Source organism: Acinetobacter sp. UC24323, assembly GCF_024151445.1.
Taxonomy (GTDB): domain Bacteria; phylum Pseudomonadota; class Gammaproteobacteria; order Pseudomonadales; family Moraxellaceae; genus Acinetobacter; species Acinetobacter baumannii.
In genome coordinates, this window is the sequence record NZ_JAHIBY010000003.1 from 109,565 (window position 1) to 132,841 (window position 23,277).

General features: G+C 40.2%; 24 protein-coding genes, 2 tRNA genes, 1 pseudogene and 1 riboswitch. Of the genes and pseudogenes, 16 read left to right on the forward strand and 11 right to left on the reverse strand.

The annotated features are described in order from the left end of the window. The first annotated feature begins 22 nt into the window (after nt 1-22). Together tusA and KNQ97_RS05630 are read left to right on the forward strand one after the other, a co-directional pair. A complete protein-coding gene (gene tusA / locus KNQ97_RS05625; RefSeq protein WP_000003406.1) occupies nt 23-280 on the forward strand; it encodes a sulfurtransferase TusA in 258 nt (85 codons plus the stop codon). Between the two features lie 143 nt (nt 281-423). Continuing rightward, nucleotides 424-804: a hypothetical protein gene (locus KNQ97_RS05630; protein WP_032030923.1), complete on the forward strand. Its 381-nt coding sequence runs from the start codon at nt 424-426 to the stop codon at nt 802-804. 86 nt (nt 805-890) lie between these two features. On the opposite strand, the gene KNQ97_RS05635 is transcribed toward KNQ97_RS05630, so the two are convergent. Then, nucleotides 891-2,603, reverse strand: coding sequence for an electron transfer flavoprotein-ubiquinone oxidoreductase (locus KNQ97_RS05635; RefSeq protein WP_000400008.1), 1,713 nt, complete (start codon nt 2,601-2,603; stop codon nt 891-893). A gap of 186 nt (nt 2,604-2,789) precedes the next feature. On the opposite strand from KNQ97_RS05635, the gene KNQ97_RS05640 reads away from it, so the two are divergent. From KNQ97_RS05640 to KNQ97_RS05660, 5 genes are all read left to right on the forward strand, one after another. Continuing rightward, nucleotides 2,790-3,401, forward strand: a complete 612-nt coding sequence (locus tag KNQ97_RS05640) for a DUF1285 domain-containing protein (protein ID WP_000248028.1) — start codon at nt 2,790-2,792, stop codon at nt 3,399-3,401. 48 nt (nt 3,402-3,449) lie between these two features. After that, nucleotides 3,450-4,316, forward strand: coding sequence for a glutamate racemase (gene murI / locus KNQ97_RS05645; protein ID WP_000125345.1), 867 nt, complete (start codon nt 3,450-3,452; stop codon nt 4,314-4,316). 120 nt (nt 4,317-4,436) lie between these two features. Beyond that, on the forward strand, nt 4,437-5,441 hold the full coding sequence (locus tag KNQ97_RS05650; protein ID WP_000887664.1) for a DUF4062 domain-containing protein: 1,005 nt from the start codon (nt 4,437-4,439) through the stop codon (nt 5,439-5,441). A gap of 73 nt (nt 5,442-5,514) precedes the next feature. Further along, nucleotides 5,515-6,531: a ferrochelatase gene (gene hemH, locus KNQ97_RS05655; protein ID WP_086442565.1), complete on the forward strand. Its 1,017-nt coding sequence runs from the start codon at nt 5,515-5,517 to the stop codon at nt 6,529-6,531. Between the two features lie 23 nt (nt 6,532-6,554). Continuing rightward, nucleotides 6,555-7,199 (forward strand): MBL fold metallo-hydrolase, encoded by a 645-nt coding sequence (locus KNQ97_RS05660; RefSeq protein WP_000942273.1) that lies wholly within the window; start codon nt 6,555-6,557, stop codon nt 7,197-7,199. Here the strand turns inward: KNQ97_RS05660 and KNQ97_RS05665 are convergent. Beyond that, a complete protein-coding gene (locus tag KNQ97_RS05665; protein ID WP_001138289.1) occupies nt 7,196-7,390 on the reverse strand; it encodes a DNA gyrase inhibitor YacG in 195 nt (64 codons plus the stop codon). The genes KNQ97_RS05660 and KNQ97_RS05665 overlap by 4 nt on opposite strands. An 87-nt stretch (nt 7,391-7,477) precedes the next feature. On the opposite strand from KNQ97_RS05665, the gene KNQ97_RS05670 reads away from it, so the two are divergent. The 5 genes and pseudogenes from KNQ97_RS05670 (at nt 7,478) to KNQ97_RS05690 (ending at nt 10,665) form a co-directional block, all read left to right on the forward strand. Then, complete coding sequence (locus tag KNQ97_RS05670) at nt 7,478-8,116, forward strand: SAM-dependent methyltransferase (protein ID WP_165946677.1); 639 nt, start codon at nt 7,478-7,480, stop codon at nt 8,114-8,116. After that, nucleotides 8,106-9,311: a TIGR03862 family flavoprotein gene (locus tag KNQ97_RS05675; RefSeq protein WP_253611966.1), complete on the forward strand. Its 1,206-nt coding sequence runs from the start codon at nt 8,106-8,108 to the stop codon at nt 9,309-9,311. The genes KNQ97_RS05670 and KNQ97_RS05675 overlap by 11 nt, the downstream gene beginning before the upstream one ends. A gap of 77 nt (nt 9,312-9,388) precedes the next feature. Further along, on the forward strand, nt 9,389-9,799 hold the full coding sequence (locus KNQ97_RS05680; protein WP_000075982.1) for a GFA family protein: 411 nt from the start codon (nt 9,389-9,391) through the stop codon (nt 9,797-9,799). Between the two features lie 44 nt (nt 9,800-9,843). Continuing rightward, nucleotides 9,844-9,910, forward strand: a riboswitch (Fluoride riboswitch). 124 nt (nt 9,911-10,034) lie between these two features. Next, nucleotides 10,035-10,415, forward strand: coding sequence for a fluoride efflux transporter CrcB (crcB, locus tag KNQ97_RS05685; protein ID WP_000291735.1), 381 nt, complete (start codon nt 10,035-10,037; stop codon nt 10,413-10,415). Nucleotides 10,416-10,538: 123 nt separating this feature from the next. Further along, nucleotides 10,539-10,665 (forward strand): annotated as a pseudogene (locus KNQ97_RS05690) (hypothetical protein). A 135-nt stretch (nt 10,666-10,800) separates the two neighbouring features. Here KNQ97_RS05690 and KNQ97_RS05695 read toward each other — a convergent pair. The 3 genes from KNQ97_RS05695 to KNQ97_RS05705 all read right to left on the reverse strand — a co-directional run bounded on the left by KNQ97_RS05695 (nt 10,801) and on the right by KNQ97_RS05705 (nt 13,041). Then, nucleotides 10,801-11,133: a HopJ type III effector protein gene (locus KNQ97_RS05695; RefSeq protein ID WP_000046495.1), complete on the reverse strand. Its 333-nt coding sequence runs from the start codon at nt 11,131-11,133 to the stop codon at nt 10,801-10,803. A gap of 253 nt (nt 11,134-11,386) precedes the next feature. After that, a complete protein-coding gene (locus tag KNQ97_RS05700; protein ID WP_001224256.1) occupies nt 11,387-11,641 on the reverse strand; it encodes a type B 50S ribosomal protein L31 in 255 nt (84 codons plus the stop codon). Nucleotides 11,642-11,742: 101 nt separating this feature from the next. Then, entirely contained in the window at nt 11,743-13,041 is a 1,299-nt protein-coding gene (locus tag KNQ97_RS05705; RefSeq protein WP_253611967.1) for an AarF/ABC1/UbiB kinase family protein, read from the reverse strand. Between the two features lie 257 nt (nt 13,042-13,298). Between KNQ97_RS05705 and KNQ97_RS05710 the strand changes: the two genes are divergently transcribed. Together KNQ97_RS05710 and KNQ97_RS05715 are read left to right on the forward strand one after the other, a co-directional pair. Then, nucleotides 13,299-14,546 carry an SfnB family sulfur acquisition oxidoreductase gene (locus tag KNQ97_RS05710; protein ID WP_253611968.1) on the forward strand — a complete coding sequence of 416 codons (1,248 nt, stop codon included), beginning with the start codon at nt 13,299-13,301 and terminating at the stop codon, nt 14,544-14,546. A 33-nt stretch (nt 14,547-14,579) separates the two neighbouring features. Then, on the forward strand, nt 14,580-15,830 hold the full coding sequence (locus KNQ97_RS05715) for an acyl-CoA dehydrogenase family protein (protein WP_199988978.1): 1,251 nt from the start codon (nt 14,580-14,582) through the stop codon (nt 15,828-15,830). Between the two features lie 34 nt (nt 15,831-15,864). On the opposite strand, the gene abeM is transcribed toward KNQ97_RS05715, so the two are convergent. Continuing rightward, the gene (gene abeM / locus KNQ97_RS05720; protein WP_005112202.1) at nt 15,865-17,211 is read right to left on the reverse strand and encodes a multidrug efflux MATE transporter AbeM; all 1,347 of its coding nucleotides are present in this window, start codon (nt 17,209-17,211) and stop codon (nt 15,865-15,867) included. 33 nt (nt 17,212-17,244) lie between these two features. Next, entirely contained in the window at nt 17,245-17,706 is a 462-nt protein-coding gene (locus tag KNQ97_RS05725; protein WP_001984522.1) for a DMT family transporter, read from the reverse strand. Nucleotides 17,707-17,823: 117 nt separating this feature from the next. On the opposite strand from KNQ97_RS05725, the gene hemW reads away from it, so the two are divergent. Then, nucleotides 17,824-18,978, forward strand: coding sequence for a radical SAM family heme chaperone HemW (hemW, locus tag KNQ97_RS05730; protein ID WP_130036937.1), 1,155 nt, complete (start codon nt 17,824-17,826; stop codon nt 18,976-18,978). A 52-nt stretch (nt 18,979-19,030) separates the two neighbouring features. Here hemW and KNQ97_RS05735 read toward each other — a convergent pair whose 3' ends face one another. Next, nucleotides 19,031-19,786: an SDR family oxidoreductase gene (locus KNQ97_RS05735; RefSeq protein ID WP_000207252.1), complete on the reverse strand. Its 756-nt coding sequence runs from the start codon at nt 19,784-19,786 to the stop codon at nt 19,031-19,033. 112 nt (nt 19,787-19,898) lie between these two features. Between KNQ97_RS05735 and KNQ97_RS05740 the strand changes: the two genes are divergently transcribed. Then, nucleotides 19,899-20,795 carry a LysR family transcriptional regulator gene (locus tag KNQ97_RS05740; RefSeq protein ID WP_000375490.1) on the forward strand — a complete coding sequence of 299 codons (897 nt, stop codon included), beginning with the start codon at nt 19,899-19,901 and terminating at the stop codon, nt 20,793-20,795. A 63-nt stretch (nt 20,796-20,858) separates the two neighbouring features. On the opposite strand, the gene KNQ97_RS05745 is transcribed toward KNQ97_RS05740, so the two are convergent. The 3 genes from KNQ97_RS05745 to KNQ97_RS05755 all read right to left on the reverse strand — a co-directional run bounded on the left by KNQ97_RS05745 (nt 20,859) and on the right by KNQ97_RS05755 (nt 23,106). Continuing rightward, a tRNA-Lys gene (locus KNQ97_RS05745) sits at nt 20,859-20,934 on the reverse strand. Between the two features lie 22 nt (nt 20,935-20,956). Next, a tRNA-Lys gene (locus KNQ97_RS05750) sits at nt 20,957-21,032 on the reverse strand. Nucleotides 21,033-21,264: 232 nt separating this feature from the next. Further along, a complete protein-coding gene (locus KNQ97_RS05755; RefSeq protein WP_253611969.1) occupies nt 21,265-23,106 on the reverse strand; it encodes a long-chain-acyl-CoA synthetase in 1,842 nt (613 codons plus the stop codon). Nucleotides 23,107-23,277 lie beyond the last annotated feature (171 nt).

Sequence of the window (23,277 nt, forward strand, 5' to 3'; positions counted from 1 at the left end):
ATTCTATTTGTTCGAGTTTGTTATGTCAGAACAACCTATTTCACCTACTGTACAACTTAATACGCGTGGTTTACGTTGTCCGGAACCTGTCATGATGCTGCATCAGGCGATTCGCAAAGCAAAATCAGGAGATGTTGTTGAAGTGTTGGCGACTGACCCTTCGACTTCTTGGGATATCCCTAAGTTTTGTATGCATTTGGGACATGAACTCCTATTAAAAGAAGAAGTTCTAGATGAGCAGAACCATAAAGAATACCGTTATCTGGTACAAAAAGGATAGAACAACAAAAAATAGAATAGAGCTTCTACCCATACATATTAGAAGCTCTATTAGAAATTAATTTTTAATTTAAAATGATAATATTTTTCAAATAAGAATCGTTTTATAATTCTAAAAACTAAATATTTAGATGCCTTTATAAAGTGAATGATTATTTTGTAAAACAGAGTTTAATTATCTGTCTTTGGTTTTTCTGTATTGCAGGTTTGTTACGTATTGAAGTTTCTTGGTTATCCGAGAATATCACTATCTTAATTCTATTTATTTTGATCACTCTTGGTTCAGTTATATTAGGTTATAGCAATACACATTTTGCTCCTGTACCTAAAGTTAAAATGAGTTTGATCTTACACACAAGGTTTATGGGGTTTTTACTAATTCTCGATTTATTATTTGGTAAATCAGTTTGGTACTTCGATTTAGCGCGAAACTTTGGTTTTCTCGGCTTATTTTTATTAGGCACATTTATTTTCTACAAAAGGAATCTTAATTTAAACGTAACGAAAATACCTCCTTTTGAATAAGCGGATTCCAATAAAAAAAGCCCCGAATAATCGGGGCTTTTTGTTACATCTTAGGATATGAGCCGCAGCTAAAGCGGCGCAAGGAATTACATGTTAGGGTAATTCGGACCACCACCACCCTCAGGTGTTACCCAAGTAATATTTTGAGATGGGTCTTTAATATCACAGGTCTTACAGTGAACACAGTTTGCTGCGTTAATCTGGAAGCGTTTAGAGCCGTCATCATTTTCCATGATTTCGTAAACACCAGCAGGACAATAGCGCTGAGCAGGCTCATCCCATTTCGGTAAGTTCACATTTACTGGAATTGAAGGATCAGTAAGCTTCAAGTGAGCTGGCTGGTTTTCTTCGTGTACAGTGTTTGAAATAAATACAGAAGATAAACGGTCAAATGTCAGTTTGCCATCTGGTTTTGGATAAGTTGGCTTGAAGCTCGTTGCATCAACAGTTTTCAATACAGCGAAGTCTTGTTTCAAGTCATGTAAAGTGAATGGCACTTTAAAGACGTTTTGGTCAATAAAGTTAAATGCACCACCAATCCATTGCCCAAATTTATGCATTGCAGGGCCAAAGTTACGAGCGTTATAAAGCTCTTCTTTTAACCAGCTGTTGTTAAATTTGTCTGTGTAAGAAGTTAATTCTTTAACGAATAAATCTTCGCCTTCGGTTACACGAGCAACCGCAAGATCACCACCTTTTTCAACTCCGGCAGCAATTGCTTCAAATACAGCTTCACCACATAACATGCCTGATTTCATGGCAGTGTGTGAGCCTTTGATTTTCGCAAAGTTTAAGAAACCTGCATCATCACCAATTAAGCAACCACCCGGGAAAGTCAATTTAGGTAAAGAGTTGAAACCGCCTTTCACTACAGCACGTGCGCCGTAAGAAATACGTTTACCACCTTCTAAATACTGTTTGATGAGTGGGTGAGTTTTCCAGCGCTGCATTTCCATGAATGGATACATGTGTGGATTTTCATAGGACAAGTCCACAATCATACCCAAAGTCACTTGGTTGTTTTCAGCGTGGTATAACCACCAACCACCAGAAGAACCAGTTTCAGACAATGGCCAACCAGCACCGTGCATCACTAGACCCGGTTTATGTTTTGCTGGGTCGATTTCCCAAAGTTCTTTAATCCCGATCCCGTAATGTTGTGGATCTGCATCTTTATCAAGATTATATTTTGCAATTAGGCGTTTACCTAAGTGGCCACGGCAGCCTTCAGCAAAGAGAGTGTATTTAGCGTGAAGTTCATAACCCGGAGTAAAGTTATGTGTAGGCTCGCCATCTTTACCAATACCCATGTCACCAGTTTGAATACCTTTTACAGTACCGTCTTCATGGTAAAGCACTTCAGATGCAGCAAAGCCAGGGAAGATAGAAACTTCTAATTCTTCAGCTTTTTGACCTAACCAGCGAACAACGTTACCTAGCGAGATAACATAGTTCCCGTCATTGTGCATGGTTTTAGGAACCATCCAGTGAGGTGCTTCTTTAGAAGTAGTTTCTGAAAGCAAGAAGAATGTTTTGTCTTCAGTTACAGGTACATTAAGAGGCGCGCCTTCTTCTTTCCAGTTCGGGAAAAGTTCATTAATAGCACGCGGTTCAAGTACAGCACCAGATAAGATATGCGCACCTACTTCAGAGCCTTTTTCAACTACACAAACTGAAAGATCGGGTAAGTTATTTTCAATCGCTAATTGACGGATCTTAATCGCAGCAGATAGACCTGCAGGTCCTGCACCTACGATGACAACGTCAAACTCCATCGATTCACGTTCGATGTGTTCCATGTAGGACTCCTCAATACTTAAAGGTGGCAACCGTAATGTCAGATCATCCGGTGCTGCCGTGAGTGTTTTAATCCATAGGCGCAAATATGCTATTGTGCCTTTTATCGTTTGGGCTAGTATAGTTTTAAACCATGATCTAGCCAATTGGCTGAGTCGTCATATTTTTTCGTCAGCAAGGCATAAACTATGGTAAATCAAAATAATTCCCCATCGGATATGGGAAAAATACCGTTATCTGATGATAAAAACTTAATGAACATTGCACAATACTTAAAAGGTGTACAGCAAAGTCACAAAAGGTCAATCCCACCTTTAGAGCAATGGCATCCAAAGCATTGCGGTAAAATGGATTTAACGGTGAAAGCCAATGGAGAATGGTGGCACGAAGGTCAATTAATCAAGCGCCAAGCCCTATTGGATTTGTTTACCAAAGTCCTATGGAAAGAAGAGGGTAAATTCTACCTGAAAACCCCTGTAGAACAAATTGAAATCGAAGTTGAAGATGAACCTTTATTAGTCAATCAGGTAGATCAGATTGAAATTTCAGGTGATGAGTTTCTACAACTGACGACGACCAATCAGGATGTGATTTTAGTTGATGCAGAACACCCGATTTTTATGCGGGAATATGCAGGAGAGTTACGTCCTTATGTCCATGTTCGATTTGGTATTAATGCGCTTATTCAACGTCAGGCTTTCTATCATCTCGTGAACTATGGAACACTGGTCGAAAATGATAAAGGCGAAACCATTTTGCAGTTAAAAAGTGGTAATTTGCACTTGCAATTAGGCACTTGAGGTTTAAGCTTTATAGAGTGAAATTTTCCGAAACTCTCTAGTACTGCCATGACAGCCATACAGCCTTTATTTACTGAATTAGAACCTATGCCTAAAGCATTAGCAGATGCCCCAATTGGTATTTTTGATTCAGGTATTGGAGGTATGTCAGTTGCAGCAGAAATTGCCAAATATTTGCCAAACGAACGTATTGTGTATTATGCAGATACAGCCTATGTTCCGTATGGTCCTCGCTCTGATGAAGAAATCAGAGAACTGACTGCTCGTGCCGTCGACTGGTTATATCGTCAGGGCTGTAAAATTGCGGTCGTAGCTTGTAATACGGCTTCCGCATTTAGCCTTGATCATTTACGAGAACATTATGGCGAACACTTCCCGATTGTTGGCTTAGTACCGGCACTAAAACCTGCCGTATTACAAACTCGTTCTAAAGTGGTTGCAGTATTGGCAACACCAGCTACTTTTCGTGGACAACTCATTAAAGATGTTGTCGAAAAGTTTGCTGTTCCAGCGGGTGTTAAAGTGATGACTCTAACGAGTTTAGAGCTTGTACCTTGTGTAGAAGCAGGGCAGCAAATGAGCCCTGTTTGTTTAAATGCATTAAGAGAAGTTTTACAACCTGCAGTTGAGCAAGGCGCGGACTATTTGGTACTTGGTTGTACGCACTATCCGTTCTTAAATGAAGCTATTCATCATCTTTTTGATAACCAATTCACACTGGTTGATTCGGGTTTGGCAGTTGCCCGACAAACAGCCCGTATTTTAATAAAAAATGAGTTATTATGTGACCAAATACGTCAGAATGTTGCACGTATTGAATGTTATGTAAGTGGTAATAATGCAGATGCATTACAACCTGTTTTACAAAATATGATTCCACAAGAATTGACATGGACGCTGCACAATCTGAGTTGAACTCTGTTGTAGGCATTCAGAAGAAAGCGTTTTTTTATATTTATTTTTCTTATTTGGGGCGGTTCATAATCTTGGCTGATTCAGGCCATATCAAGATTATGGGGCGATAAGGGTATTGCTATGCTCGATACACGCTATCAGATTTTTATTTCAACCTCAGGTCGCGAGATGCAACCTGAGCGTATGGTTCTTTCCCAAACTTTAGTCAATATGGGATTTTTTGCTTGGGGGTTAGAATATAGAAATCCTCTAACAACGACGCTTGCCCGTCGGCAAATTGATGAATCGGATTATGTTGTTTTGCTGCTGGGTAGTCAGTATGGGGAGCAATCAATTTCAGGGGCGAGTTATTTTTCTTTAGAGTATGAATATGCGTTAAGTCGGGCGAAGCCCATTGTCGTCTTTATGCATGAACAACCTGAAAGTCGTGATATGCATTTACAAGAGACTCATCCGCAGCTTAAAGAGAAATTTCTGGCATTCCGAAAAAAGTTATTACATGAAGCGAATCATATTTTTTATTTTAAAAGCCCACGTGATTTAGAACTTGCTGTCCGTTTAAATATGCCTTTAATGGTTGAACAGTATATGGGGCAAGGTTGGGTGCCTGCACGCCAAGCGCATCATTTGGAAGATGAAATTAATCGATTAAAAAGTAAAGTTTTACAATTAGAACAACAGTTATCAGAGTCATCAATTCAAGCAAATGAAGTGGCACCGCAAGATGTTTTTGCTTTTGAATATCAAATTCAGGCTTTTCAAGATGGCAACTTTAAAGAGCTTAAGCGCCAGAGACAAATGACTTGGTCTCAACTGTTAAGTATTTTGGCTAAACATTTTGAGACAGCCATGCCAGAAGAGAACTTTGGGACTTGCCTCAATGAGTATTTAAATCAGGACGGGTTAGAAGACGCTCGCCAAGAGTTGCCTAGAGCACATGCAGTGGCAGGTGCACAAATTAATCATAAAGCCCTGTTTCGTATTAAAAAGCAAATGCAATCACAAGGATGGATTGTTCCAACCAAGATTGATCAACAACATAGTTTATGGAAAGTAACGACCAAAGCCCAAAAGCTCTTGCTCAGTTATAAATGGAATCATCGGAGTACTCGATTAAAAGCTTAGAGCGATTCAATTTAGATATGACCATGAAAGCTGTTACATTAGTGTCATAAGATGAACTGAAAGGCATTTACACATGTCGTTTGAACAAAAACCGAAAGTTACTGTCATTTTAGCGAATTTAGGCACACCGGATGAGGCAACTGTCCCAGCGGTGCGCCGTTTTTTAAAGCAGTTTTTATCTGATCCACGTGTAATTGAAATTCCAAAATTCATTTGGTGGATTATTTTAAATCTGTTTGTTTTGCCTTTTCGCCCAAAAAGAGTAGCGCATGCCTATGCTTCGGTATGGTCTACCGATTCACCAATGCGTGAAATTGTATTTGAGCAAACTCAACGTGTGCAGGCTTATTTAGAGCGTGAAAATAAACAGTTTGATTTAACTGTGTTGCCCGCTATGACTTATGGTAATCCGGGTATTGATGCAGTTTTAGAAAAACTGGCGACTAATCCGCAAGAGCATGTCATTTTATTGCCTTTATTTCCTCAATATTCAGCCACTTCTACAGCACCGTTATACGACGCATTTGCTAAGTGGATTCCTACTCAGCGAAATTTGCCGGGTCTGACCATTATTAAAGATTATTATCAACATCCAATGTTCATTCAGGCATTGGCAGAAAGTGTTCTAGTTTACCAAGAGCAACATGGAAAACCTGAAAAGCTGTTGATGTCATTTCATGGTATTCCACAGCCTTATGCAGATAAAGGCGACCCTTATGCAGACCGTTGTCGTATTACCGCAAAGTTAGTCGCTGAAGCTTTGCATTTAAAAGATGATGAATGGGCAATTAGTTTCCAATCACGTTTTGGCAAACAAGAATGGGTTAAACCTTATACAGACCAACTTTTGCAAGATTGGGCGAAGCAAGGCGTTAAGTCAGTACAGGTTTTAAGTCCAGCTTTTTCTGCTGACTGTTTAGAAACGCTTGAAGAGCTCGCTATTCAAAATGCTGAGTTATTTCAGCAAGCTGGTGGTGGTAGCTATGCTTACATTCCTGCTTTAAACAGTGATCAAGCGCATATTGATTTGATTGCAGGTTTAGTTCAGGCTAATCTTGATGCCCTTACCTATACCTTAGCCCACCGTTAATTGCGTTTTAGCCAGAGGTTCTTATGCTGCAAGTCAAAATTGTTCCAGTTACTGCTTTTGCTCAAAATTGTTCTTTAGTTTGGGACAGTGAAACAAAAGAAGCAGTTTTGATTGATGCTGGCGGTGACGCTGCTGTTTTGAAGAAAGAAGTAGAAGCCTTAGGTTTAAAAGTAAAAGCGTTATGGCTTACTCATGGGCATTTAGATCACGCAGGGGCAGTGGGTGAACTCGCAAAAGAGTGGAGTGTTCCTGTTGTTGGTCCGCATAAAGAAGATCAGTTCTGGCTTGATATGATTCAGGAAGTTTCGGCACGTTATGGTTTTCCAATCCCACAGCCTGTAAAAGTCGATCAATGGCTTGAAGGCGGTGAAGTGCTAAAACTGGGTGAAGATGAGTTTGAAGTGCGTTTTGCACCAGGACATACACCAGGTCACGTCATGTTCTATAACAAGAATCATGGTTTACTCTGGACTGGCGATGTCCTGTTTAAAGGCTCAATTGGAAGAACAGATTTTCCACGTGGTAATCATGATCAACTGATTGAATCAATTCAGCGTGAGTGTTTTAGCTTACCAGATGAAACCCAGTTTATTTCAGGGCATGGACCAATGAGTACCATTGGCTATGAAAAACAATTTAACCCGTTTGTCGCAGGTAAAGCGGGTTAATCCTCATAATCATCTTCATGCTGACTACCCTTGTCTTGCTGAGGAGCATCTTGGGTAGGCAGTCTATATTCATCGTTTGCCCAAGCGCCTAAATCAATAAGTTTGCAACGTTCAGAACAAAACGGACGAAATTCATTACCTTCCCAAACACTTGGTTCACCACAGCGTGGGCAGGGAAATGTACGTGGCATAAAGCAGTAACCTCAAAGTGAAGAGAAATAGATTAGGCAAAAGTCAGGTGACTTGTTAGACTTGTGCCGATTTTTATTTAGTTTGATGTGATTATGCAGATTCGTCAATTTCAAGCACAACGTATGCAAGCGCCTCGCGATTTTACCCCAATTGAAAATACTCCGATTTGTGTAGAAATTGGGGCAGGCAAAGGTAAACATGCTTTGCTATTTAGTGGGCAAAATCCTCAGCACACGTTATATGCAATTGAACGAACTAGAGAAAAATTCTTGGCCATGCAAAAGCAGCATGGTTTGGAACCACGAGACAACTTGGTGCCTGTACATGCAGATGCTTTACCTTGGGTTGTACATGCTCTACATCCTGCTCAAGTAGAACATTTTTTTATTCTCTATCCGAACCCAGAACCCCATAATCCGGCACAACGCTGGTTGAACATGCCATTTTTTGAGTTCCTGTTATCACGCCTGAAAACAGGTGGAACGATTACATTGGCAAGCAATATTTCTGAATATATTGAAGAAGCTGAACAACAGTTATTAAATGTGTGGAAGCTGCCTTACCAAAAAGAAAAAATTGCGCAAACCTCTGCACGTACTCATTTTGAAATTAAATATTTAGAGCGTGGCGAGCTTTGTCAACAGCTCATTATGACCAAGCCTGAAGGTTATAAAACTCGATTTGATGAGTTTGCACCGCTGCAAGGGCAAGTGTATGGCGAATAAGCGGATTGCCATTATTGGTGCTGGTCCGGCTGGGTTAATGGCAGCTGAGGTACTGAGTCAGTATGCTTATGAAATTGATGTGTTTGAGCAAAAACCTTCGGCTGCGCGTAAGTTTCTGATGGCTGGTAAAACAGGGCTAAATATCTCGCATGCTGAACCATTACCCCAGTTCATTGAACGTTATGACCATGCAGAATGGCTCAAATCGTGGGTTGAAAAATGGGATGCAGTCTGGATTCAGAACTGGATGAAAGGATTGGGAATAGACTCGTATGTGGGTAGTTCCGGTCGTATTTTTCCTATTGAAATGAAAGCTGCTCCTTTGCTTCGCGCTTGGTTAAAACGGTTAGCAGAACAGCAGGTTAAATTCTTTTATCGTCATCGTTGTATTAATTTGCAAGGTACAACAGTGACTTTAGAAAACCAAAATAAACAGAACACTGCAACCTTTACCCAGCAATACGATGCAGTCGTGTTGGCTTGTGGAGCTGTCTCTTGGTCTCAATTGGGCAGTGATGGTGCTTGGCAACAATGGATGGATCAATCTAGTATTGAACCTTTTCAAGCAAGTAATGCAGGGGTATTGCATACTTGGTCAGCTTTTATGGAAAGCTGTTTTGGTGAGCCTTTAAAGCGTATCAATGCGTGGGTTGAACCCAGCCAAGTTACTCATGGTGATATTGTGATTACTCACTACGGTTTAGAAAGTGGGGTCATTTATAAACTCGGACGTGCCTTAAGAGAACAACAAAAACAAGGAAAAAGCTTAAATCTATTTTTAGATTTATTGCCTGATGTAGAGCTTACACAGTTAGTTAAAAAGTTACAGGCTAGCAAAAAGCAATCGCTCACCAATATCTGGCGTAAAGCAGGCTTAGACACAGCTAAAATTAACTTAATTAGAGAAGTGGTTGATAAAGCACTATGGAGTCAACCAGAGACGATGGCGCAAAAAATGAAAGCACTTCAAATTAAGTTAGATGGCTTTAGGCCTATTGAAGAAGCGATTAGCTGTGCTGGTGGTGTTAAGCAAGATGCATTAACTGAAAGTTTAGAGTTGAAACAAACTTCAGGTGTTTTTTGCTGTGGCGAAATGCTGGATTGGGATGCTCCTACAGGAGGATATTTGCTGACAGCATGCTTTGCTACGGGACGAGCAGCTGGTGAAGGTGTGCATTCATTCTTAGAAAAATAACAACGAATTCGGTGCTATGTTTGATATGTGAAAAGTGTTATTTTTGAGCGATCAATAATAATAGGAGTCGGAATCGTATGTCTCAAGCATCGCCAGTCTATCAGGGAAGTTGTTTATGTCAGGGTATTCGCTATGAAATTAAAGGCGATATCGGAGATATTATCCAATGCCATTGTCAACGCTGCCGAAAATCCAATGGAACAGCATTTGCAACGAATGCTCCTATCAACAGTGCAGATTTTAAAATTACGCAAGGTGAAGACCTTATCAAAAAATTTGCTGTGAATGGTGTGTACCGTTGGTTTTGTAGCGAATGTGGTTCACCGCTTATTAGCTCGCGTGATGCTCAGCCTGAACTGTATCGTTTAAGAATTGGGACACTAGATACACCATTAGACCAAAAACCGACTATGCATATTTTTGCTGCTTCAAAGGCAGAGTGGGAATGTATCCATGACGATTTACCGCAATATGATGAACGTCCATGATTTAAAAAGTATGTTTTAATCAAATTTTAGATGATTTAATATACCTAAAACAGGGAGATGGCATTCCTCCCTTGAAAAACCGCCGTATTGGCTAATGATGCCTACGTTACCCTCATGTATTTATAGCGCTGGGTACGTAGGTTATTGCGTACTCTGCTTATTTTTGGAGTGCGCCATGTCACGTTTCCCATCATTTTTGTTTGCTCTTTTAGCATCTCACTAAAGGGGTGGTTCTATGTATTATCCTTTACTTTCAATTGCCTTAGGTTCAGTTCTTGGGGCGTGGTTGCGCTGGTTTTTAGGTTTAAAACTGAACCCGATTTATCCGCAAATTCCGTTGGGTACTGTTACTGTTAATTTGGTCGGTGGCTTTATTATTGGTTTTGCGATGGCTTATTTTGCTCATAGTGATTTGAGTCCGAACTATAAGCTTTTTGTGATTACCGGTTTTTGTGGTGCTTTAACTACATTCTCAACTTTCTCAATTGAGATCGTCACCTTATTGCAAAGTGGTAAGTGGGGAATGGCGATGTTGGCTATTTCTATTCATTTAATTGGGTCGTTAATTTTTACGTGTTTGGGGTTGGCGACTTATTATTGGGTAGCGGGCAACTGATTATTGGGATGTTTAAGGAGCGAGATATACGGCACGGCCTCCGTTTTACGATATTCTCAAAGAGCATTTGTATAGGCATACCTTACTTTTGAAAGATCAAAAGTAAGCAAAACAGCGGCATCCATGCCGCTTGTCACGATAGTAAATGACGAATTAAAAACTTCTGATTTATTTTTGGGATTTGATACGCGTTAAAGTCATCAACAGCCTGACTGAAATCAGCTATATCTTGTTTTTGCAAGATAGTTGATAAGTGTAAACAGGGAACAGGTTCTGTTGATGACAAATGCCTTTGGTTACTTTGGGCAAAACCAAAGTAACAGAATTAGCTACTTTCATTTGAGAATAAACGGTAAGACTCCCTCGTGTATTCACAAATTCTTAATTACTTTTCAGTTAAAGCTTGACCTTCAAACTTCACACCATCCCAACCATTTTGCATAAACTGACGAATATTTTGGTGGTCAGTTCCCTCTGGGGTAGCCAATACAGATGCGTAGTGCTCTGCAAATAAACTTAAAGTTTGTGCTTGGTCTAAACCTTGTAACTTGGCAAAAGAGAAAACTTTCGCACTGCCTTGATTTTCAGTTGCAGCGTTATGCTGTGCGCCATTTTGAAAAGCTGTTGGAGTATGTTGGTAGCGTGCTTCAATATAAGCTAAAACATCTGAAAATTTTGCTGTGCCTGCTTGTAATTGGGCAAGTAACTCTTGTGCCATAATCTTAAACTTCCTATCAAATGGGGCTTAAGCATAGCATTGAATACATGTTTTGAAAGCTTGAGAGCTATAAAAAATGATGGGATATTTGGAAAATTGAGAATATTTTTTAGACAAGATGTGGATAAGTTTTAGTTTATACACAACTGAAAAAAATATAGAAAAAATCCACATAAAAAAAGAAGCCTAAGTGGAGGAGATGAGTCTTAGGCTTCCAATGATTTAAGTGTATTGGTTAAAACTTAACGTAAGATTAACTTTTACGATTGAAGCGGGCGAAGCGTTTATTAAAGCTTGCAACACGTCCTTCATTACTTGCTTGACGTACTTCACCTGTATAGAAAGGATGTGAAGCACTTGAAATATCAAGAGTCACATAAGGATAGACTTGTCCTTGATATTCTTTGGTTTGTTTAGTCTGAATAGTACTACCAATTAAGAAGTATACGTCTGCATTGGTGTCATGAAATAACACTTGTTGGTAAGCAGGATGAATATCTTTACGCATGAGAGATTGTCCTAAATTATTTTTGATTAAAGAAATGTTATAACATAACACTTAATAAGTCAATGTAACCCTAAAAAGGCTACATTGATAAGTAAATTAAGTTAGTTAGAAAGTGGTACAAGCTCTTTAAATAGATCGTTAAGATTGTCATGCACTTTTAAGTGAATGAGGTTCCAGTAGTGTCCTGAAATGGTTCTATTGACCATTAATGTATCTGGTGAAGGCTTAAAGACATCCCAATATTTTAAAGATTTCTTCACGAGTAGCATGCCATCATGATGTGATGAGTTCTCTGCAAAATCATAGGTTGTTGTAAGCGGACGCAATAACACTTCAATCCAGAGCTTATAAAGGTCACTCGGGAATTTACCTTTTTCTGCTAGTGAATGTAGTTCGAGTAATTCTGTTTCAATTAAGTCGATATCTTCATGGCGAGCTGCATTCACCAGTCGTTTGAAACTATACACAATTTCATTGGAAAGTGTTTTAACACTGCCATAGTCATAAATAATCACACTACCATCTTGGCGGAAGGCAAAGTTACCTGGGTGAGGGTCACAGTGGAAACGTTTTAAAAAGAACATTTCTTGACCCAAAGCGCGGATTAGACGACGGCCAATTGTGTTTCGAATTTCGATAGGCCAAGAACTAGCAATTTCAATACTGTCACCTTGTTCAAGGCTTAAGGTTAAAATACGTCTTGAAGAGTAATCTTTATAAACAGTCGGGATAATAATTTTGTCGTCTAATTTACTATGAAAAGTTTTAAAGACCTCAAGATTTTGAGCTTCGATTTCATAGTTAAGTTCTGCTGATAGACTATCTTGAATCTCTGCAAAAAGCTGATCTTGTAGCTTTTTATCAATCTTAAGTACACCCATTAAGCGAAGGGCTAAACGTACTTGTTTTAAGTCACTTTCACAGGCTTCATCAACACCGGGATATTGAACTTTAACCACAACTTGTTCGCCACTTGGCAGAACAGCTTTGTGAACTTGCCCAATCGATGCAGCAGCAAAAGGTTCTTGTTCAAAAGATTTAAAGGCAACATTCAGCGGTTTGCCAAGCTCACGTTCAACTTGTTGCTGAATCGCTGCAAAAGGCATAGCTGGAGCTTGGCGTTGTAGTTTTGATATCGCTTTGGCGACTTCGGGCGGGAAGATGTCTTTATATTGCGATGCAATTTGCCCGACCTTCATGACCGCACCTTTCATTTCTCCCAAGGTGTCTGCAATTTGAAGTCCGATATCTTGAAATAATTTTGTTTTTGCAGCCAGTTTCTGTTCTTCATCCGCAGTCAGGTTTCGAATCGAGTTAGAAACGGTTTTTGTTGCAATGCTCGCGGTCATTCCTGCAAGTTTCATAAATCGTTTGCCAGGTGAACTTGCATTCTTTGCCATATCTTCGATACCTCATTGACTACAACATAATATTGCCTAGGTTTGATCATAGGTGACAAAACTTAAAAAGCCTATAAGAAATTGTTTATCTCCTGTAAGAAAATTTTCGAAAAACAAAATGTTATTTTTATAGTAAAAAATATGAAAAGCTTTTGAAAATTCATTTCATAAACAAAGCTTTAATATCTATAAAGTCTCCGTTTTTTTAGTGCTAAGGTGAAGGGCATGTTAAATAAGAAATAGAGACAATAAAAGTTATGACCAGTCTAAATTCGTCCTATGGGCGCTCTCAAGCGGTTCCTTTATCTGTATTCGAGCAGTCAAAAGACGCACATATTATTCGTTCTGATGAAGAGGCAATAGAGATTGCCAAGCAACTTGCTCAAGAGTTTGCCACAGAAGCATCAGATCGAGATAGAGAGCGCCGTTTACCCTTAAATGAAATTCAACAGTTCTCACAAAGTGGTCTATGGGCCATTACAGTACCTAAGCAATTTGGTGGGGCGCAAGTCAAGTATCGAACTTTAGCGGAAGTGATCAAAACAATTGCGAGTGTTGATCCTTCTCTTGCTCAATTGCCTCAAAACCACTTGGCTTTTATTGAACATTTAAGACTAGATGCGAAACCTGAACAGCAACAATTCTTCTTTAACTTGGTGTTAAGAGGAATTCGTTTTGGGAATGCATTTTCCGAAAAACACAGTAAGACAGTCGCGGACCTCACTACCACATTACGAAAGACCGAGCACGGTTATGAAATTAACGGCAAGAAATTCTTTGCAACGGGTGCCTTGCTTGCACATTGGATTCCAATTGTTGCTATAAATGAACAAGGACAACCTTATGCTGCACTTGTGCCACGTGAAACATCTGGGGTCAATATTATTAATGATTGGTCTGGTTTTGGACAACGTACCACGGCTAGCGGCACGGTAGAGCTGAATCAGGTTCCAGTACGTGAAGAATATTTAGTCCCGATTTACCAAGCATTTGAGCGCCCAACACCAGCAGGTGCTATTTCTCAGTTTATTCAGGCTGCGGTCGATGCCGGTATTGCACGTGGTGCAATTGAAGAAACGATTCAATATGTCAAAAATCATAGCCGTGCATGGATTGATTCAGATCTGGAAAAAGCCAGTGATGACCCTTACACCATTGCAAATATTGGTGACCTAAAAATCAAACTGCGTGCAGCAGAAGCGGTATTGGATTTGGCTGGAGATGCAATTGATCAGGCCATTGCCAACACCACCGAAGAACATGTAAACCAAGCCACTCTATTGGTTGCCGAGGCAAAAGTACTCACCACAGAAATTGCTATTTTGGCAGCCAATAAACTTTTTGAGTTATCGGGTACGCGTTCTACTTTATCTGAACTCAACCTTGACCGTCACTGGCGCAATGCCCGTACCCACACTTTGCATGACCCTGTGCGTTGGAAATATCACATTGTTGGTAACTATTATCTCAATGGGGTTCAGCCACCTCGTCATGCATGGAGCTAAATTGAAAGAAAAAACAGAATTAGGAGAATAACGATGACAACAGCTCAAATTGAATTAGAAGAACTGTCGGTCGGTGCTGATTACGAAAAGGTTGCAAACAGATTCCGTCCCATTTTCGAAAAAATTGCACAAGGTGCAATTCAACGGGAAAAAGAGCGAATCTTGCCTTTTGAGCCGATTCAGTGGTTAAAAGAAGCCAAGTTGGGCGCTGTACGAATACCCCGTAAATATGGTGGAGATGGGGTTTCATTACCTCAACTGTTCCAGCTTTTGGCAGAGTTAGCAGAAGCTGATTCCAATATTGTGCAAGCTTTACGAGGTCATTTTGCATTTGTTGAAGACCGCTTGGTTGCTCATAAAGAGCATTCTCAGGAAGTCTGGTTTCAGCGCTTTGTACAAGGTGATTTAGTCGGGAATGCGTGGACAGAAGTTGGAAACGTACAGATTGGTGATGTCGTTACACGTGTCACCAAAGACGCTTCGGGTAACTTGGTGGTAAATGGTGAAAAGTACTATTCAACAGGAAGTATTTTTGCAGACTGGATTGATTTATTTGCTTACGATGAAGTAAATGACCGTCATGTGATTGCTGCTATTTACCGCCATGAAACAGGTGTGAGCGTAATTGATGACTGGGATGGCTTTGGTCAAAAGACAACGGGTAGTGGTACTTTAAAAGTACATCAGGTCCATTTGCCAGCTTCAAATCTCATTCCATTTGACCAACGTTTTAAATATCAGACCGCTTTTTATCAGGTGGTGCATCTTGCAACTTTAACGGGTATTGCGCGTGCCGCGGTTGAGACGTTTAGTCAGGAAATTCGTGAACGTAAACGTATTTTTAGTCATGGTAATGGGGACTTGGTTCGTCACGACCCACAAGTTTTACAAGTGGTTGGCAAAGCCTCAGCTCAAGCGTATGCAAGTGAAGCAATTACCTTAAAAACCGCTGAGGCACTGCAAAAAGCCTATGAAAGTCATTTTGCCGAATCCGAAGTGAAAGAGCATCAATTCAATGTAGATGCCGAGCTTGAGTCGGCACAAGGGCAGGTGGTGATTTCTAATCTAGTACTCGATTTAACAAGCCAGTTATTTAATGCTTTAGGCGCATCGGCGAGTAGCCAAGTGAAACAACTTGACCGTTTCTGGCGTAATGCTCGGACTGTGTCTTCACATAATCCGCTTATTTATAAAGAAAAGGTGATTGGAGATTGGGAAGTAAACCGTACGGATTTACCATTTGTCTGGCAAATTGGAGCAAGCCCACGGGCAAAGACTGCATAAAATAAAAAAAGCCGATGTTTCATCGGCTTTTTTATTAGGTTTGACTTAAACGTTTGGTATTCAAATAGAGTCGTGAGAGCAATAAAACACAGGCAATACTTAAACCAATAATTAAACCTAACCACACACCAGCTACGCCCCAATCGGTATAACGCGCTAAATAAAGACCGATTGGAAAAGCAATTACCCAATACGCCATTAAGGTGATCCACATCGGTGCCTGAGTATCTTGCATACCTCTTAAACAGCCGGCAGCGCTGACTTGTAGAGCATCCATTAATTGATATGCCATTGCAAACCAGAGCAAATACATGGCAACCGGCACAACATTTATATCTTGAGTATAAACCGAGACAATTTGTTCACGGCCTAGAGCAATAAAAGACATGGTCAATAGAGCAAAAAATACTGCTGTGCTTAGACCAATTTTTTGTACTTGGTACATGGAAGCCCAGTTCTTTTCACCATAATACGTCCCCACACGAATGGTTAAAGCAATGGCAAGAGAAAGTGGAATCATAAACAGTACCGAAGTGACTGAAATTGCTACTTGGTGTGCGGCAATAAAGACTTCCCCTAGAGGGCTAAGGACCAATGCCCCTGTACTAAAAATACTCACTTCAAAAAACACAGCTAAACCAATTGGCAGACCAAGCTGTAAAATTCTTTTAACCCAAGTCAGGTTAATTTTATCGAATCTGCTAAAAATAGATGTGTTTCGATAAGCCGAAGCCTTATAAATATAGCCTGCTAACGTAATGAGCATCAGCCACTGTAAAATGGATGTTGCAAAACCACAGCCTGCGCTACCCAAAGCAGGTATTGGTCCTAAGCCATACATAAAAATCATGTTAAGCGGGATTAAAACCACTAAGGCTAGTAAGCTAATGACCGTGACAGGGCGGGGATGGCCTAATGCTTCGGAATAGCCTCGTAGCGCTGCATACATGGTTACAGCGGGCATACCCAAACCAATTGCATGTAAGAATAAACTGGCTTTAGGCTGTAAACTTTCTGGTACGCCAAACACATGTAAGAAAAATGGCATAAGCTGCAAAATGAGCATCGCCAATATCCCTAGAATTACTGCAACCCATAATGATTGGCGGACAATCACTGGAATTTGCTCTGTATTTCTAGCGCCTTTTGCTTCGGCAACTAATGGTGTGGTTGCAATCATGATGCCACTGAACAAGAGCATGACTGGAATCCATAAGCCTACACCTACCGCAATAGCGGCTAAATCTGCGGCAGATAAATGCCCAGCCATAATGGTATCAATTAACCCGAACCCTGCTTGAGCAAACTGCGTAATTAAAATAGGTAACATTAAATGGAAGAGTTGTTTTAATTCAGACCGAAACGACGTGACATTCGACACAAAAGGTACTCTTTATAAATATAAAAAATGAAACTAGCGTTGCAAGGTAAGTAATACACCAACAAAGATGACCACTCCACCTAGAAACCGTTGCCATGTAACAGGTGTCTTTTCGGTACCTAACCAGCCAAAATGGTCAAGTAACATAGAAATGACCAATTGCCCAAAAACGACTAACCCTGTAAAGGTTAAAAAACCAAGCTTAGGTGCAGTATAAATGCTCATGCTAATTGCATAAACCCCAAGAAATCCTCCGGTCCAGAGAAGCCATGGAATATTGGATATTTCACTTAAACTCGGTTTCTCGGCACTTTGGAAGAACACCATAATGGCTAAGACGATAGTACCTATGAAAAATGATAACAATGCTGCTTGCAATGGTGAGTGTAATTGCTCACGAAGCTGAGCATTAATTGCAGTCTGAAAAGCCATGGCAACACCGATTCCCATAGCTAAGGGTAAGATCAGGAAAAGTTGACTAGAGAATTTCATCATTTTTATCAATATTTAAGTATGTTTAAAAACAGTCTAAAGCAATTAAGGTATGTTTTCATAAGCCCATTGATGCAGTCATGTTAAAATAGAAATATTGTGTAAATTGGACCCTGTTCCTTGGCCGTATTAAATCCTGCTTCTGTTCCTTTATCTTTATATATCCACATGCCTTGGTGCGTGCGTAAATGTCCCTATTGCGACTTTAACTCACATGCGGTGCCTGATGGCGCGCTTTCGGCAGAACTCGAGCAAACTTATTTAAAAGCATTGGTGGCCGACTTTGAAACTCAAGTCGAGATGGCACAAGGACGTTCAATTCACAGTGTATTTATTGGTGGTGGAACACCTTCACTCATTTCTGCTAAAGGTTATGCATGGCTATTTGAACAGCTTAAATCGCTGCTTAACTTTGAAGATGACTGTGAAATTACTTTAGAAGCTAATCCGGGAACACTAGAACATGACCCGTTTGCAGGCTATTTAGAAGCAGGAATTAATCGTTTATCGATTGGTGTACAGACTTTTAATACCGATCACTTGCAAAAACTTGGGCGTATTCATTCAGCCAACAATGCTATGGATGCAATTGAGCAAGCAAGACAAGCAGGCTTTAAGCGAGTTAATGTCGATTTGATGCATGGCTTGCCAGAACAAACACTAGAGCAAGCACTTTATGATTTAAAGACGGCTGTAGAGCAGGGTGCAACACATATCAGTTGGTATCAACTGACCATTGAGCCAAATACTGTGTTTTTCCGAACACAGCCTGTTTTACCTCAAGATGAGGTGTTAGAAGATATTCAAGAGCAAGGTGAAGCCTATCTAAAAGCAAATGGCTTTATCAATTATGAAGTGTCAGCTTGGCGTAAAGAGCAGCCTTCAGCTCATAATTTAAATTATTGGCAGTTTGGTGATTACCTTGCGATTGGTGCAGGGGCACATGGTAAAGTAACCCGACCAGATGGTGTATATCGTTTCCAAAAGACTCGTTTGCCAAAAGACTATTTGGCTAAGGTTCCAGCCGAACATTTGCAAATGAAAAAGATTGAGGCAGAAGAGCTACCTTTTGAGTTTATGATGAATGCTTTACGTTTAAATGATGGTGTAGAAGCTAAGCTATATGAGCAGCGTACAGGCTTAAGCTTAGATCATTTAAATAAGATACTCACTTCATTACGAGCTAGAAAGTTACTAGTAGAGGATAGCGGTCGTTTGGCTTGTACAGAGCAGGGGCATATTTTCTTAAACTCGGTACTCGAAGAGTTCTTATAATTAAATCAATATTAAGAAAAAGCCGCACGATGAGATTGCGGCTTTTGTAATTTTAGCGGGTGGTATAACCACCATTTGCGAAAATCGTCTGACCTGTAATCCACCAGCCGTCGGTGACTAAGAAGCGAACTAGAGGTTCAATATCTTCAATTTTAGTAAGTCCACCTAAAGCTGAAGCTGATTTATGGTAAGCGACTGCTTCGGCAGACTCTTGACCATAAAAGAATGGTGTGTCCATTGGTCCCGGTGCAACAGCAGTCACAGAAATTTGGCGATCTCCAAATTCTTTCGATGCAGCGCGGGTGTAATGCTCAACAGGTGCTTTTAAACCTTCATAGGTTGAATAGAACCCTGTGTAAGCAGCCAGAAGAGAAGTTACGATTGAACAGATTTTTCCGCCGTTATTTAAATGTCGACCCGCCGATTGAATAAAGAAATAGGCAATTTTTGAGTTGATATCACTCATGCTATCAAACTCTTGTTCGGTGGTTTCTAAAAACGGTTTTTTAAGGACTTTTCCGACGGTATTAATCGCAATATCGATACCACCAAAATGTTGTTTCGTATCTATAAACAGTTTTTCAATATTCTCAATATGAGTTAGATCTGCCTGAATTAGAATTGCATCTGCACCCAATGCTTTAACATCTGCTAAGGTCTGCTCTGCATCTGCCTGAGTTTCCGAACTATTATAATGAATTGCGAGTTTTGCACCCTGTTCTGCAAATTTACGACTAATGAGTCCGCCTAGGTTTTTAGCACCGCCAGTAATCAATACAACTTTATCTTTGAGGCTATGAGTTGTCATGATGATTGTTCCTATGATGAATTGTTTTAGTGTTTTTAAGTCTAGATTGGCAGTAATTTGTGATCAATTATGCTAGTTTGGTTTAACTATTCGGAAAATACGAACAATTAAAATGGATCGGTTGCAGCAATTTTATATTTTTACAGAAGTCGCTAAACGACAAAGCTTTAGTGAGGTAGCAAATCAGCTTGATCTACCTCGCTCGACAGTGACGAGTGCCATTCAACAGTTAGAAACTCACTATGGAGTACGCTTATTTCATCGGACTACCCGTAAAGTCAGTCTTACTCAAGATGGCCAACGAATATTGCCAGAATGCCAAAACCTGTTGTTTGATTATGAACAATTAGAACAGTTGATCCAGACACAAAAACAGCATTACCGGGGCACATTAAAAATTTCGATGCCTAGCCGAATTGTGCATCAAGTGATTATTCCTGAGCTGCCTGATTTTTATCATCGTTATCCGGATATTCATTTGCAGCTCAATAGTTCTGATGACCTGACTGACTTAATTGAAAAGGGAATTGACTGTGTTGTTCGGGTAGGAGAGCTAGATAACAGTAGTTTAATTGCAAGATTTATTGGCCATTTGGTGATGGTGAATTGTGCCAGCCCGCAATATTTACAAGATTATGGTATTCCTGAGCAGTTAAATGATCTTGAACAGCATAAATTAATTAATTACGCAGGAGCTGTAGGAGAAAAGCAGGGAGAATTTATATATCAAGGTGGAACTGTGATGATGGATAGTGCTTTAAGCGTGAACAATACCGAGGCCTATATCGCCGCCGCTTGTGCAGGTTTGGGAATTATTCAACTTCCTTATTACGATGTTCAGGATAAAATTGAACAGGGGATTTTAGTTGAGGTGCTGAGTGCTTACAGTGCACCATCGCTTCCACTTAATATTTTGTATCCCAACAGGAGTTATATTCCAAAGCGACTAGAAGTTTTTATGAATTGGGTGGGGGAAGTTTTAAATCGCAAGTGTATCGTCATCTTTTAGTCATAAAAAGAAAATAGGATAACAATAAAAAAAGCCTCTCGAACTGAGAGGCTTTTTAGAATTTGGTGGGTCGTCCGCGACTCGAACGCGGGACCAACGGATTAAAAGTCCGCTGCTCTACCAACTGAGCTAACGACCCAAATAGGTTCAAAACTAATAAGTGGTGGGTCGTCCGCGACTCGAACGCGGGACCAACGGATTAAAAGTCCGCTGCTCTACCAACTGAGCTAACGACCCTGAGCGAGAATTAAGTAAAACCTTGTTTTACTTGAATGCAGGAGAAAATCTATAATTTTCTTTAGCAATCAAACTCGAACTGACTCAGAGAGAAGTAACACTTCTAAACACTGTATCGTTTTGATGTCGCGTATTTTAGCAAGTTATTCAACTAACACAAGAGGAAATTTAAAAACATTTGCATGATTGCTTATAAAAAGCACGATTTCCTCTTGTTTAGCTAAAAAATAAACTAAAAACGGTATTTATACGCCTGAATATTGTCAAAAATTTCAGTTGTGATATCACAATAACTGCTTGCACCAGGTAATAAAGCGAGTAAACGTTCAGAAGTTTTGCATGGATTAAACGCTTCTTCCTTCAGTTTATTCTTCTGATATTTAAATGTACCTGTTGTTTCGACCTTTTTTTGTACACGTAAAAATACAGGTACTGCATAGGTAGGTAAACATTTCTTAAATACGGTCACCATTTCGGTTAAATCAGCATCATTTAGCTCTTCACCATCTGCGAGAGTGATCGCTGCCATACCGGCACGGCCATTGGTATTTGGAATTTCTACCCCATAAACGACAGCTTCGGCAATTTTGTCGTATTCGCATACCATGTTTTCAACTTCAGTCGTTGATACGTTTTCACCTTTCCATCGGAAAGTATCACCTAGACGGTCAACGAACTGTGCATGACGGAAGCCGATGTCACGGACCAAATCACCTGTGTTGAAATAAGAATCGCCTTTCTTGAAGACATCTTTCCAGATCACAGACTTGTTCTTTTCAGGGTCGGTGTAACCATCAAATGGCGAGCGGTTGGTAATTTTCCCGATGAGTAGGCCAACTTCACCTGCTTTTACTTTCTGGCACCAGCCATTTTTATCGCGTATTGGCTCGTTTTTCTCTTTATCGAATTGGATAATGGCATATGGAGTAGGAGAGAAGCCAACCGTATTGTCAAAGTTGAAAATATTACTAAATCCAACATTGCCTTCACTCGATGCATAAAGCTCAAGTACTTCTTTAACACCAAAGCGTTGTTTGAACTTGTCCCAGATATTTGGGCGCATACCATTACCAATCATTTTGGTTACACGATGGTTGCGGTCAAGCTCGGTGACAGGAGCATCCATCAAGTAGCGGCAAAGTTCACCAACATACCCAATGGCAGATGCATTAAATTTTTGAACATCTTTCCAGAATGCGCTAGTCGAATATTTACGTCGAATCGCAAGTGTTGCACTGCCTGCGATAACGCCACACCAGCAAACCACCACGCCTGTTGCATGGTAAAGCGGTAAGGTCACGTACATGACGTCATCTGGTCCTAAGTTTAAGATATGTCCATAGGTGCCATACGCTAATGTCCAGCGACTGTGCTTGAAAATAACCGCCTTTGGTAAACCTGTTGTACCTGATGTGTAGATATAGAACAGACCATCGTTACCAGTGACAGAGCGGGTAGTAGACGGATTGAATTTTGGAAATTGATCAATTTGGTCCGCAAGATTGACATAGCCTTCAGGCGCTGTACCCGAGTTTTGACGTGTTGCCTGATCTGCGAACCAATGGAAGCGGTCTTTAGGTACATTTAAGTCCTGACGAATTTCATCAATAGCAGCTCGGACTTCTTCACCCGCAATAACGGCAATAGGTTTTACAAGATTGATGCTATGAGCGAGAACCTTACCGACTTGAGATGTATTTACAAGTGCAATTGTCACACCAACTTTGGCTAAACCAACAATTGTTGCAATCAGCTCAGAGCGGTTTTCAATCATTACAGCAATGACGTCCCCTTTACGCGCTCCGAGAGAAAGATAGTAATGGGAAATCTGGTTTGCCCATTCATTTAAAGCTTCATAAGAATAACTTTGATCTTCAAATAATAATGCCGTGCCTTTCGGATTTCTTTTAACAGCTTTTTCAAAAGCAATACCCAAACCTGTTGGAGTATTTGATGTTCTTAAATAAGCCTGTTTAAGACCATTTAGGATATGGGGTACTTTGGGAATGAAGCTAGGAAGTCTTGTGGCAACATCACCAAGCGTAATGATATCGGTCTGTGTTGTCTGGCTCATATCAATCCTATTTATTTTTCGATCAATCCAAAAAAGGTTGTGTGGGCAAAAAGTCCAATAGTTTTCATGGTTCACCATGCTTTTAAAACTTTTCTTCTAGTGCAATCAACCTAATTGGCTAAAAATAACAAAAAAAACCTAGTCATCGAAATGACTAGGTTTGTTTAAATT